The following is an 11,735-nucleotide window of genomic DNA, read 5'->3' on the forward strand; positions in this document are numbered from 1 at the left end:
GCTAGCGCCCCTGGCGCTTCTTGTAGGGCTTCGGCTGGCCCTTCACGATGGGCGCACGGCCTTTGCCCTTGGAGGCCTTCGCCTTGCCGCCCCCGGGAGCCTTCGGTGCGGTGACGGGAGCCGGGGCTTGCGCGATCCGAGTCCTGGCCTCCTCCAGCAGGAGCGCACCCGCCGGGGTCAGCGACCAGCTCGGCTTGCTGCGAGTGAAGAGCGGATGCCCGACCTCCGCTTCGAGCTTGTCGATCGTCGAGTACAGCGACGCCAAGGGGACCCCGAGTGAATCGGCGGCACGCGGAACATGCAGTTCTTGGTCGACGATGGCGGCGAACCGCTGCAGCTCACTGATCTTCACTGGCGACCTTCCGTGCACCGAGGGACAGGTCAAGTCTGCCGCAGCCACCGCCGCCACTGCGATGCGCGCGCCGGTTCAGCGGCGCGCGGTGGAGGCGGCGCCCCGAAGATCGGACCATCGTCCGGGGCGCCGCCGGTCCGTCACGCGGCGATCTCCTGAGAAGCCACGTACGCCTTGCCCGCTTCTGCGATCGTCGCAGCCACGGCCGCCGGCTGCGACACCGAGATCGCGTGCGATGCGCCGGCGATCTCGTGGGTGCCACGCGAGCCGGCACGCTCCGCCCCGGCGCGGTGCACCGCGACGGGGATGTTGAGGTCCTGATCGCCGAAGACGTGCCATGACGGGATGTCGCGCCAGGCCGGCCGATCCGTCGGGAGGCCTTCCGACAGCGCGGCCTGCGTGACCGGGCGCTGGGTCGCTGCCATCAGCGCGGCCACCTCGGGCGAGACATCGGCGGCGAACTGGTGGTGGAACAACTCGGGACGGATGGCGAACTCATCGCCGCCGCCCGTCACCGGGTACGCCGTGAGTGCGTCGCCGAGCGTGCCTCCGGGGGCGCTGTTCGACAGCTCGAACGCACTCTGCCCGGTCTCGGGGACGAACGCCGCGACGTAGACGAGCCCGACGACGGCCTCGTTGCCCGCGGCTGCCTCGGTGATGACCAGCCCGCCGTACGAGTGGCCGACGAGGACGATGGGGCCCTCGATCGACGCGAGGACGTCGCGGACGTACGCCGCGTCGCCGGCGAGGCTCCGCAGCGGGTTGGCGACCGCGATCGCGCGGACGTCGTGCTGCTGCAGCTGGGCGATGACTCCGTTCCACGACGACGACTCGGCGAAGGCGCCGTGGACGAGGACGATGGTGGGCTTCTGAGCGGTCATGTCGAGTTCCTTTCGAGGGTGGGGTCTTGCGGTCTTGTGAGCTAGGACCGAGTGGGGCCCGGACTTGTGACAGGGGCCGCGTCGATGGAGGCGCACGCCACGGGCATCGGGGAGACTGGCCCGATGCCCCTCCTCGATCACCTCGGCATCACCGTGGAAGACCTGCCCCGCGCGGTCGCCCAGTTCGATCCCGTGCTCACGGCGCTCGGCATGGAACGCACCGACGGCGACGACGGGGTCGCCTGGTACGTGGACGACGAGACGGAACTGATCCTCTTCCCCGCGCGGGTTCCGGGGACCGGCCCTCATGTCCACGGCTCGGTCGGCTGGCAGCATCTCGCGTTCGCCGTGGACTCCCGCGACGACGTCGATCGGCTCCACGCCATCGCGCTGGGCGCGGGATGGAGCGCGGTGCGCGATCCGAAGCCGTACCCGCGGTTCAACGAGCGCTACTACGCCTCCTTCGTCGAGGACGACAACGGCATCCGCATCGAGTTCATGCACAACCCTCCGAAGGCTCCGGCCGGCTGATCCCGCACATTCTCCGCGGACCTGTCGCAGATCGCCGAGTCATCCGGTCTCAGCTGTGACGCGCGCGTTCCGCGCGCGACGAAGCAGAGAGGGTTCGACATGAGGATCGCTGTCATCGGGGGAACCGGACTGATCGGCTCGAGGGTGGTCACCGCGCTCGAGGCCACGGGGCACGAGGTCGTCGTCGTGGCGCGAGCGGTGGGCGTGAACTCCTTCACCGGCGAAGGGCTGGAGCAGGCACTCGAACAAGTCGAAACCCTCGTCGACGTGTCGAACTCGTCGTACACGGACGAGGCCGGTGCACGCGAGTTCTTCTACGGGTCGACGCTGAATCTCCTCACCTACGGCGCCGCCGCCGGGGTGGCGCATCACGTGGTGCTGTCGGTCGTCGGCACCGACCGGCTCGCCCGCTCCGAGGGCGGCTACTTCCAGGCGAAGGCCGAGCAGGAGCGTCTGCTGACGGCATCCGGTCGCGCCTTCTCGATCGTCCACGCGACGCAGTTCTTCGAATTCATCCGCAGCATCACGGATGCCGCGACCCGCAGTGGGATCGCGCACGTCGCCGATGCCCTCATCCAGCCCATGGCCGCCGACGACGTGGCCGCCGCAGTGGCCCGCGCCGCGCTCGCACGACCCACCGGCGGGATCACGGAGCACGCGGGACCGGAGGTCTTCGAGCTCGGCTACCTCGCGCAGCGCGAGCTCCGGTTCCGACGTGACGAGCGCGAGGTCGTCGCCGACCCCCTCGCGACCTATTTCGGCGCGCAGCTCGACCGCTTCGAGCTGCTGCCCGGCGCAGGCGCCACCCTCGCGCCGACGCGCTTCCACGACTGGCAGATCGCTCCCGGCGACGCGGGCGACGCGCTGCTGCCGTCCGTGGCGGGCGTACGCTGAGCGCGGCGATGGGAGCGGCAGACGCAATGGGCGAACACACGGAACCGGTGACGCATCAGGACGACATCGCGCTCGCGGTCACCGTCTTCGACGAGCACCGCCGGCGCATCTTCGGCATCGCGTATCGGATGCTCGGCACGGTGGCCGACGCCGAAGACATCGTCCAGGAGACCTGGATCCGCTGGCAGAACGCCGACCGCGCCGACATCCGCGAGCCGGGCGCGTTCCTCGCCACGGTCGCGACGCGCCTCTCCATCAACGCCACGCAGTCCGCGCACGCACGCCGCGAGACGTACATCGGGCCATGGCTGCCCGAGCCGGTCAACACCGACGCCGACCCCGCGCTCGGCGCGGAGCGCGGCGAGGCCCTGCAGTACGCGATCCTGCTCGTGCTCGAGAAGCTGACACCCACCGAGCGGGCCGCGTACATCCTCCGCGAGGCGCTCGACTACCCGTACGAGCGGATCGCCGACGTCATCGGCGCCACGGTCGCGAGCGCCCGGCAGCTCGTCAGCCGGGCCCGCAAGCACCTCGAGTCGGCGCGCAAGGCGGAGGTGGCCGCGGCCGAGCAGCGGCGCCTGCTCGAGGCGTTCCTCGTCGCCGCGCAGAAGGGCGACGTCAGCGATCTCGAGCGGCTGTTCGCCGAGGACGTTGTCAGCTACACCGACGGCAACGGCGTCAAGCTCGCGGCCCGCATCCCGGTGGCCGGGCGAAGTCGCGTCGCCAAGTTCGTCGCCGCGTTCTCCAGCCACTTCTGGACGGGCAAGCAGATCGGCTGGGTCGAGGTCAACGGACGGCCCGCAGCCACCCTCTCGGAAGACGGGGAGGTCACCACCCTCGTCACGGTCACGGCGGCGGAAGACGGCATCCGCCGCCTCCTCTGGGTGATGAGCCCCGACAAGCTCGGGCACGTCGCCCAGGCCGGGGCGTGACCAGGCGACCTGGCTCGTGGCTGCACCGCTCTGCGCGACCCTCGAGCTCGAGCGCCGCGCAGCACGAGCGTGCGGTGAGGGCGCTGGTCGCCGTCGCCGAGCAGGGTGACACCCGCGGGCTGACACGGATGCTGCACCCCGGCGTGGTTCTCACGGTCGACGGCGGCGGGGTCGTGGCGGCGCCGGTCACCGCGCTGGAGGGCGCGTCGGACGTCGGCGGCTATCTCCGCGGCACGCTGCTGGACGAGGAGGCGCGGCTGCGCGTGGAGTCGGTCAACGGTGTGCCGGGGATCGTCGTCTGCAGGGAAGGGCGCGTGGCCGGAGTGCTCAGCATCTGCGTCCGGGGGCGCCTGATCCTCGAAGCGTGGCTCGTCCTGAATCCCGAGAAGCTCACGCACTGGAGTTGTTGAGTGCGGGCTGTCACAGATCGACGGCGAGGAGGGTCTTAGCTGGTGAGCGCCGCCCCACGCGCTCCCTGAACGAAAGGCACATCATGGCAAAGATCGTCGTCATCGGAGGATCCGGTCTCATCGGCTCGAAGGTCGTCGCGAAGCTCACCGAGCACGGCCACGAAGCCGTTCCGGCATCGCCGAACTCCGGTGTCAACACCATCACCGGCGAGGGCCTCGCCGATGTGCTGCAGGGTGCGGATGTCGTGGTCGACGTATCGAACTCGCCGTCGTTCGCCCCGGCGGACGTGATGGAGTTCTTCACGACGTCGACGCGGAACCTCGTCGCGGGAGCGCGCGAGGCGGGCGTCGGGCACTTCGTGGCACTCACCGTGGTGGGCACGAACCGTCCGAACACGATCTCGTACTTCGCGGCGAAGACCGCGCAGGAGGAGCTGATCCGCGACTCGGGCATCCCGTATTCGATCCTGCACGCGACGCAGTTCTTCGAGTTCATCAGCGGCATCGCGGGAGTGTCGGGGAACGGCGACGCGATCCACCTGCCGGGCAACCTCGTCCAGCCCATCGCCGCGGAGGACGTCGCGACCGCCGTCGCGCGCACCGCCGCCGGCGCCCCGCTGAACGCTGACGCCGAGATCGCCGGACCCGAGGTGATGGGCCTCGACGAGATGGTGCGCCGCGGCCTCGTCTTCCGCGGGGATCCGCGCGAGGTCGTGACGGACGCCGAGGCGCCCTACTTCGGTGCGCGGATGCAGGAGCGCACGCTCATGCCCGTGGTCGGGGTCCAGGTGTTCGAGACGACGCTCGAGGAGTGGCTGCCGGCGAACCCGCCCCGCAGCTGATCGCAGGATGCGGAGGGGTCCGCGTGCCACGGGCACGCGGACCCCTCCGGCGTTGCGAGGGCTGGTCAGGCGGTCATCGCGGTCTGGATCCGCCGGTCGAGCTCCTCCAGCTCGCCGAGAGCGTCTGTCGCGGCCCACACCCGATCACGCTTGCGTCCGGTGATCTCGGTCAGGACGCCGGCGTCCACGAGCCTGTCGATGGCGGTGTACGCGGCGGCAGTCGTAGACCCGGATGCGGCGACCAACTCCTCCGCCGCCATCACGGGGTTGTCGAACAGGGCGTCGATGATCCGGTCGGCCGCGGCGCTCTTGCGCCCCGTCAGCTGGCGCCGCCACTCGTCCGGGAGCGCGCGCAGCTCATCCATCGATGCTCGGCTCGCCACCGCGGCAGCGACCGCCGACCGGCAGACGATCACGATGACCGGCACGGGATCGCCGGCGCGGTACGACGTCAGCGCGGCGAAGTAGTCGTCGCGCACGGCGAGGATGCCGCTGGCCAGCGGGATCACGACGTTGCGGGCGACGCCGCGACGTCGGAGGATCGCACTGATCAGTGCGCGCCCGATGCGGCCGTTGCCGTCGGTGAACGGGTGGATCGACTCGAACTGCGCATGCGCGATCGCGGCATGGATCACGGCGGGCACGTCATCGCGGGCTGCCCACGCGAGAAGGTCATCGAGCAGGCGCGGGACGAGTTCGGGCGGCGGGGGGACGAACAGTGCGCCCCGGGGGCTGTGATTGCTCCCGCCGATCCAGTTCTGCATGTCCCGCAGCCGGCCGGCGTAGGGCGACTCGGCCGGATCATCGCTCATGAGCACGCGATGGGCGGCGAGGAGATCTTCGAGCAGGATGCTGCCACCCTCGCCCGCCCGCTGCACCATGCGATGAAGGGCCGCGGACGCAGCCACCATGCTCACGGCGCTCGGATTGGCGCGGCTGCCGGCCAGCGCACGTGCGTAGTCTCCGACGCTGGCCGAGACCCGCTCGATCTTCGATGACGCCGCGGACTCGGTCCGCAGCAGGAACCGGCCCAGGGCGTGCGACTGGGCGCGAGCCTCCGCGTCGGTCGTCGCGATCTCGATGACGGCCCGCTCGGTCTCGGCGACGAGTCCGGGCGGCGCCTCGAACGCGAGATCCGCGATGAGCGGTGGGATGGATACATCGACGTGGCGCAGCATCCGATCCTCTCGACTGCCGCCGCGTACCGACTGACGCCATTCGCGCCTTTCGATGCCGTGCACCGGCCAAGCGCCGTTCGGCGGTGGGAGGAGGGGATCCGTGCTCACTATTCCAGTTTAGGCATTCAAAACGGAATTGGGGGAGCGCTGTTCCGCCCGCACAAACCTCCGGCTGGTGTCAGCCCGGGGTAGGGGCCTTCGTGGTGCAGTCGATCTTGGTGTCCGGCCTGTCTTCTCGTGCGTTCACCGCGCCTCGTCTCGTCTGGTTCGGCGGGGGAGCGCTCGGCGCTGATTCCTCCCCAAGTCGTCGCGACTCGGATGGGTTCGCAGTTGTCCACAGAATCAGGTTTGACCAGCGCTTTAGGGTCGTGGGAATGTCGGTGGTCCTCGGCAGGATGGGGGTATGAACTTCCCGCTGACCGAGCTTTTGAGCATCGTCGATGTGCTCGGCGACACGCTCGGTGCGCCGCTTGGTGGTGAGGCGCAGCGGGGGTTGTCGCACGGTGAGTTGGTGGCCGCGTTGGGGGTCGTCGAACAGCTGGGTCGGGTCACGGATGCGGCCCGGCTGGTGCTGGCCGGAGAGGTCGGCCGGCGTGCCGATTCCGAGTTCGGTGACGACCGGATCACCGCGCGGTTCGGGTGCGCGTCGGCGCAGGAGCTGGTGGAGCGCGTCACGTTGGTGTCCGCGGCGACCGCGCGGGCGCGGTTGCGGGACGCGAAGGCGGTCACCGGCCGGGTGACGTTGACCGGGCAGACCCGCCCGGCACCGCTGGAGCATGCCCGGGCGGCGCTGGCTGCGGGGCGGCTGAGCGCGGACGCGTTGACCACGATCGTCGACGCGTTGCGGCCGCTGCTGGGCCGGTGCACGGTCGACGAGATCGCGGCGGCCGAGGGTGAACTCGTCGCCGCCGCCGTCGGTGACACCGGGCAGCCGGGGTGTGGGATCCACGAGTTGACGGTGATGGCGACCACCTGGTCGCTGTACCTGGACCCGGACGGCACGCTGCCGGACGAGGAGTACGCGCAGCGGGTGCGGGGGATCCGGATCAGCCGCCGCGGATACCGCGGGCTGCGGCGCATCTCCGGGGATGTCACCGCCGACGTCGCCGCACAATTCGACCGGCTGCTGGACGCGCACCTGAACCCGCGGGTGCAGGACCGCGGCCCCCGGTTCGTCGACACCGACACGGCAGACCTGTCAGACGCGGCGGAGCGGGTGGGGGATCCGCGGACCGTGGACCAGAAACGCCACGACGCGTTCGCGTCGATCCTGACCGCCGCGGCCGGCGCGGCCGCGACGCCGACACTGGGCGGCGCGGCGCCGACGCTGATCGTCACCACCACCGCGAAGGACCTGGCCGACCCCGGCGGGGTGGCGTTCGTGGAGTCCGCGGGCGGTCCGGTGCCGGTGCCGGTATCGTTCGCCCGGCATATCGGCTGTCACGGCACCATCCACCGGCTCACCCTCACCTCCACCGGCGCGATCACCGCGCTGGTCGTCGAGGACCGGGTGTTCAACCACCACCAGCGCAAAGCGATCGGCGCCCGCGACGGCGGCTGCATCATCCCCGGCTGCACCGTCCCGGCCGCGTGGTGCGAGGTGCACCACGTCGTCGCCTGGGCTAACGGCGGCCCCACCTCGGTCGACAACGGGGTACTGCTGTGCTGGCACCACCACCATGGCATCGAGACCAGCGGATGGGAGATCCGCATGACCGACGGCATCCCGCAGGTGCGACCACCCGGCTGGATCGACCCGCACCGACCATGGCGCGGACCCAACCGGCTCCTCCTGAACGAACTCAGACACGCCAGGTCCGCCTAGACCACCCCGCACCCCCAACCCCACCACCCACCCGGCGCAACGGCGACACCGTGGCGCCCTGCAATGACCCGGGGAATGCCGGCGGGCGGCGTACCGCTGTACCTTCGGGGGCCGCGCACCCGCGGCCCGAGATCTACCAAGGAGCACCACCGTGCGCGCACTCATCCATTCCGCTTTCGGCGACCCGACCGAGGTTCTGGAGGTCGCGGAGCGACCTCTGCCGGAGCCGGGTCCTGGGCAGGTGCGGGTGCGGACGGTCCTCTCGCCGATCCACAACCACGACCTCTGGACGATCCGCGGCACGTACGGCTACAAGCCCGAGCTTCCGGCCTCTTCCGGGACCGAGGCCGTCGGGGTCGTCGACGCGCTCGGCGAGGGCGTCGACGCGCTGCAGGCCGGGCAGCGCGTCGCCACGGGCGGAACATTCGGCGTCTGGAGCGAGTACTTCGTCGCGAAGGCCGCCGGGCTCGTCCCCGTGCCTGATGCCGTGAGCGACGAGACGGCTGCGCAGCTGATCTCGATGCCGTTCAGCGCCCTGAGCCTGCTCGACTTCCTTGACGTGCAGCCGGGCGACTGGATCGTGCAGAACACGGCCAACGGGGCCGTCGGCAAGCTCGTCGCCCAGTTCGCCGCGGCGCGCGGCGTCCATGTTCTCGGTCTGGTGCGCCGCGATGCGGGGGTCGCCGAACTGGCCGGGCTCGGCATCGGCGACGTCGTGTCGACGGCATCGGATGACTGGCGGGAACGGGCAGCGGAGATCCTCGGCGAGAACGCTCCGCGCGCGGCAGTCGACTCCGTCGGCGGCGAGGCAGCCGGCGACCTGCTCTCGCTGCTCGGCGAGGGCGGAACCCTCGTGTCGTTCGGCTCGATGGGCTCGAGCACGCTGCAGCTGTCGGCGGGCGACCTCATCTTCAAGCAGGCGACGGTCAAGGGCTTCTGGGGCAGCAAGGTGAGTCAGACGATGGATGCCGCCACCCGCGGCGCGCTGTTCGCCGAACTGGTGCAGCGCATCGGGTCGGGTGAGGTGTCGCTGCCGGTCGACGAGGTGTTCCCGTTCGACCGGGCGCGCGAGGCAGCGGACGCGAGCGCCGTTCCGGGCCGCGCGGGCAAAGTGCTGCTGCGGTTCTGAGGTGAGTGCGCGTGGGCCGCTGCGACGCGGCCCACGCTGATTCAGGCGTCGGCCAGGAGGACGGTCAGCGACGTGATCACGCCGTTCTCGACGGTGATGAGATCGAGGCCGCGCACGACAGGGGCGCCGGCAGGCCCGAACGCCCACGGCAGTACCCCGGTCGTCTCCGAGACGTAGGCCGGTCCGTCCTCGACGAGCACGAACTCCTCCGGCGCGTCCTTGAGCAGCCCCTCCGCGCTGGAAAGAAGCGCCTCAGGGCCGACGGCCGTTCCCTCGGGGTCGGTCAGCACCACGCCAGGGGAGTAGGCGCGGGCCGCCGCATCCCGTCGTTGGGCGGCATCCCGGTTCCCGAAGACGCCGTGGAGGTTCAGGCGGAGGAGTTCTGCGACTGTGCTCATGGGATCGTCGAACCACCGACGGGGCGAAGTTCTTCCCCGCGGGTCAGTGCTCGTGGGTCGGCGGGCGCCGCGGCGCGCGGGGTGCGGGCGGCGGCGGGACTTCCTTCGCGGCGATGATCGCCCCGCGCGGGATGCGTTCGACGCTGCGCTTGCCGTCGACGACGACGGATTCGGCATCGGCGCTCAGCAGTTCGCCGAGGGCGTCCGTCGCCTGGCCGGTCGGCAGGATGTAGCGCACGACCACCCGGTGACCCGGCTCGGGCAGATTCACCATTGACCGGGCGCGTAGTCCTTGAGGAAGACGCCGAACAGGTCTTCGCCTGCCTCGCCGCGCACGATCGGGTCGTACACGCGGGCGGCGCCGTCGACGAGATCGAGCGGCGCGTGGAAGCCCTCCTCGGCGAGCCGGACCTTCGTCGGGTGCGGACGCTCGTCGGTGATCCAGCCCGTGTCCACGCTGGTCATGAGGATGCGGTCGGTCTCGAACAGCTCTCGCGCGCTCGTGCGCGTCAGCATGTTCACCGCGGCCTTCGCCATGTTCGTGTGCGGATGCCCCGGCCCCTTGTACCCGCGATTGAAGACGCCCTCCATCGCGCTGACGTTGACCACGTACGTGCGGCGTGCCGGACTCGCCGCCAGCGACGCGCGCAGCTTCGACACGAGCAGGAACGGCGCGGTGGTGTTCGCGAGCTGCACCTCGAGCATCTCGAGGGGGTCGACCTCCTCGACGCTCTGCACCCACGAGTTGGTGTGGTCGAGGTCGGGGATCAGCCCGCCGGCGTCGATGGCGGTGCCCGCGGCGAGACGCTCGAGGGAACTGGAGCCCGCGGCCATGGCCTGCTCGGTCAGCTCGTCGGCGCGCGCGGCGGCCGCGGCGAGGATCGGGTGCACGGTCACGGAGCGCTCGAGCGCCTGCGGGTGACGGTCGTTCGTGTGGCCGAACGTCACGAGCTCCGGCAGCGGACCATCGGGCAGCGGCGCCAGCTCGGCGTCGACCAGCGGCTGGTACGCGCCCGGCGAGCGGCGGACGGTCTGGGTTGCATTGTTGATGAGGATGTCGAGCGGACCGGCCGCAGCGACATCCTCTGCCAGACCGATCACCTGCGCGGGATCGCGCAGGTCGATGCCGACCACCTTCAGGCGGCCGATCCACTCGGGCGAGTCGGGAAGGCTGCTGAAGCGGCGCACGGCGTCGCGCGGGAAGCGGGTCGTGATCGTCGTGTGTGCGCCGTCGCGCAGGAGGCGCAATGCGATGTACATGCCGATCTTCGCGCGGCCGCCGGTGAGCAGCGCGCGCTTGCCGGTGAGGTCGGTCCGCGCGTTGCGCTTCGCGTGACTCATGGCCGCGCACGTGGGGCAGAGCTGGTGGTAGAACGCGTCGACCACCGTGTACGGCTGCTTGCAGATGTAGCAGGCGCGCGGCTTGAGGAGGGTGCCCGCGGTGGCGGCCGTGGTGGACGAGCTGATCGGGATGCCGCGGGTCTCGTCATCGATCCGGTCGGGTGCTCCCGTGGCCGTGGCGGCGACCACCGCGCGGTCGGCGGAGGCGATCGCGTCGCGGATCTCCCGGCGCCGCACCTTCTTGACGGCCTTGAACATCGCGGCGGTGGCACGGCGGACGGCCACGTAGTCGGGGTGCGACTCGTCGACGCCCGGCATGTGGGCGAGCACTCGCAGGGTGGTCGCCAGATCTTCCGGGTCGATGCCGCTCGGCGGCAGGTCGGAGGGGGCTGGGGAATCGGGAAGCACACGTGATTCTACGCCGGGCCGGTTCGGCGGTTCCTGTTAGCGTGCCTTCGTGAGCACCTCGAACCCGGCATCGACGTCGACGCGCAGCATCCATGTGTCGGCCGCGGTCATCCTCAACGACCGCGACGAGCTTCTGCTCGTGCGCAAAGCCGGCACGACGGCGTTCATGCAGCCCGGCGGCAAGCCCGAGGCCGGGGAGACGCCGGCCGAGACGCTGAGCCGCGAGCTGTTCGAGGAACTGGGGCTCTCGCTGGATCCCGGTGAGCTGCAGCCGCTTGGCCTGTACACGGCGGCAGCGGCAAACGAACCGGGTTTCCTGGTCGTGGCGGACGTGTTCGTCGCCGACATCGGCGACCAGGTGCCCGTGACCGACGCCGAGATCGAGGAACTCCGATGGGTCTCCCCCCCCGGGGGGGGGGGGGGGGGGGGGGGGCGGCCGCGGCGGGGGGGGGGCCCCCCCCCCTCCCCCGGCGCAACGGCGACACCGTGGCGCCCTGCAATGACCGGGGGAATGCGGGCGGGCGGCGTACCGCTGTACCTTCGGGGGCCGCGCACCCGCGGCCCGAGATCTACCAAGGAGCACCACCGTGCGCGCACTCATCCATTCCGCTTTC

The 11,735-nt window shown here is 70.9% G+C and carries 14 protein-coding genes; 8 read left to right on the forward strand and 6 right to left on the reverse strand.

The genetic code is table 11. The features are described 5' to 3' along the window. Position 1: 1 nt before the first annotated feature. Both ACLBXX_RS07775 and ACLBXX_RS07780 read right to left on the reverse strand, forming a co-directional pair. Complete coding sequence (locus ACLBXX_RS07775) at positions 2–352, reverse strand: LysR family transcriptional regulator (protein ID WP_447657566.1); 351 nt, start codon at positions 350–352, stop codon at positions 2–4. A 140-nt stretch (positions 353–492) separates the two neighbouring features. Beyond that, positions 493–1,233 carry an alpha/beta fold hydrolase gene (locus ACLBXX_RS07780; protein WP_447657567.1) on the reverse strand — a complete coding sequence of 247 codons (741 nt, stop codon included), beginning with the start codon at positions 1,231–1,233 and terminating at the stop codon, positions 493–495. A 123-nt stretch (positions 1,234–1,356) separates the two neighbouring features. Here ACLBXX_RS07780 and ACLBXX_RS07785 point away from each other — a divergent pair, with 123 nt between their 5' ends. The 5 genes from ACLBXX_RS07785 to ACLBXX_RS07805 all read left to right on the forward strand — a co-directional run bounded on the left by ACLBXX_RS07785 (position 1,357) and on the right by ACLBXX_RS07805 (position 4,842). Then, positions 1,357–1,764, forward strand: coding sequence for a VOC family protein (locus ACLBXX_RS07785; protein WP_447657568.1), 408 nt, complete (start codon positions 1,357–1,359; stop codon positions 1,762–1,764). Positions 1,765–1,863: 99 nt separating this feature from the next. After that, entirely contained in the window at positions 1,864–2,658 is a 795-nt protein-coding gene (locus ACLBXX_RS07790; protein ID WP_387136688.1) for an SDR family oxidoreductase, read from the forward strand. 47 nt (positions 2,659–2,705) lie between these two features. Then, positions 2,706–3,590 carry an RNA polymerase sigma-70 factor gene (locus ACLBXX_RS07795; RefSeq protein WP_447657569.1) on the forward strand — a complete coding sequence of 295 codons (885 nt, stop codon included), beginning with the start codon at positions 2,706–2,708 and terminating at the stop codon, positions 3,588–3,590. Next, positions 3,587–4,000 (forward strand): hypothetical protein, encoded by a 414-nt coding sequence (locus ACLBXX_RS07800; protein WP_447657570.1) that lies wholly within the window; start codon positions 3,587–3,589, stop codon positions 3,998–4,000. The genes ACLBXX_RS07795 and ACLBXX_RS07800 overlap by 4 nt, the downstream gene beginning before the upstream one ends. 83 nt (positions 4,001–4,083) lie before the next feature. After that, entirely contained in the window at positions 4,084–4,842 is a 759-nt protein-coding gene (locus ACLBXX_RS07805; RefSeq protein ID WP_447657571.1) for an SDR family oxidoreductase, read from the forward strand. Between the two features lie 65 nt (positions 4,843–4,907). On the opposite strand, the gene ACLBXX_RS07810 is transcribed toward ACLBXX_RS07805, so the two are convergent. Beyond that, positions 4,908–6,020: a Fic family protein gene (locus tag ACLBXX_RS07810; RefSeq protein WP_447657572.1), complete on the reverse strand. Its 1,113-nt coding sequence runs from the start codon at positions 6,018–6,020 to the stop codon at positions 4,908–4,910. Positions 6,021–6,423: 403 nt separating this feature from the next. Here ACLBXX_RS07810 and ACLBXX_RS07815 point away from each other — a divergent pair, with 403 nt between their 5' ends. Both ACLBXX_RS07815 and ACLBXX_RS07820 read left to right on the forward strand, forming a co-directional pair. Next, entirely contained in the window at positions 6,424–7,845 is a 1,422-nt protein-coding gene (locus tag ACLBXX_RS07815; protein ID WP_447657573.1) for a DUF222 domain-containing protein, read from the forward strand. A gap of 151 nt (positions 7,846–7,996) precedes the next feature. Next, on the forward strand, positions 7,997–8,974 hold the full coding sequence (locus tag ACLBXX_RS07820; protein ID WP_447657574.1) for a zinc-binding dehydrogenase: 978 nt from the start codon (positions 7,997–7,999) through the stop codon (positions 8,972–8,974). Positions 8,975–9,015: 41 nt separating this feature from the next. Here ACLBXX_RS07820 and ACLBXX_RS07825 read toward each other — a convergent pair whose 3' ends face one another. The 3 genes from ACLBXX_RS07825 to ACLBXX_RS07835 are packed head-to-tail and all read right to left on the reverse strand — an operon-like array spanning position 9,016 to position 11,121. Further along, entirely contained in the window at positions 9,016–9,372 is a 357-nt protein-coding gene (locus tag ACLBXX_RS07825) for a nuclear transport factor 2 family protein (RefSeq protein ID WP_387136700.1), read from the reverse strand. 43 nt (positions 9,373–9,415) lie between these two features. Next, a complete protein-coding gene (locus ACLBXX_RS07830) occupies positions 9,416–9,646 on the reverse strand; it encodes a putative acetyltransferase (protein WP_447657575.1) in 231 nt (76 codons plus the stop codon). Next, entirely contained in the window at positions 9,640–11,121 is a 1,482-nt protein-coding gene (locus ACLBXX_RS07835; RefSeq protein ID WP_447657576.1) for an SDR family NAD(P)-dependent oxidoreductase, read from the reverse strand. Before ACLBXX_RS07835 ends, ACLBXX_RS07830 begins: the two co-directional genes overlap by 7 nt. Positions 11,122–11,170: 49 nt before the next feature. Here ACLBXX_RS07835 and ACLBXX_RS07840 point away from each other — a divergent pair. Further along, positions 11,171–11,735, forward strand: a 565-nt coding sequence (locus tag ACLBXX_RS07840) for an NUDIX hydrolase (RefSeq protein ID WP_447657577.1), incomplete at its 3' end; no start/stop codon positions are given.

It is taken from the genome of Microbacterium sp. C23T (assembly GCF_053345975.1).

Bases quoted from the DNA above. Each gene is read 5' to 3' on its own strand.
- ACLBXX_RS07810 (WP_447657572.1), bottom strand. From the start codon at position 6,020: ATGCTGCGCCACGTCGATGTATCCATCCCACCGCTCATCGCGGATCTC.
- ACLBXX_RS07780 (WP_447657567.1), bottom strand. From the start codon at position 1,233: ATGACCGCTCAGAAGCCCACCATCGTCCTCGTCCACGGCGCCTTCGCC.
- ACLBXX_RS07790 (WP_387136688.1), top strand. From the start codon at position 1,864: ATGAGGATCGCTGTCATCGGGGGAACCGGACTGATCGGCTCGAGGGTG.
- ACLBXX_RS07815 (WP_447657573.1), top strand. From the start codon at position 6,424: ATGAACTTCCCGCTGACCGAGCTTTTGAGCATCGTCGATGTGCTCGGC.
- ACLBXX_RS07785 (WP_447657568.1), top strand. From the start codon at position 1,357: ATGCCCCTCCTCGATCACCTCGGCATCACCGTGGAAGACCTGCCCCGC.
- ACLBXX_RS07825 (WP_387136700.1), bottom strand. From the start codon at position 9,372: ATGAGCACAGTCGCAGAACTCCTCCGCCTGAACCTCCACGGCGTCTTC.
- ACLBXX_RS07830 (WP_447657575.1), bottom strand. From the start codon at position 9,646: ATGGTGAATCTGCCCGAGCCGGGTCACCGGGTGGTCGTGCGCTACATC.
- ACLBXX_RS07805 (WP_447657571.1), top strand. From the start codon at position 4,084: ATGGCAAAGATCGTCGTCATCGGAGGATCCGGTCTCATCGGCTCGAAG.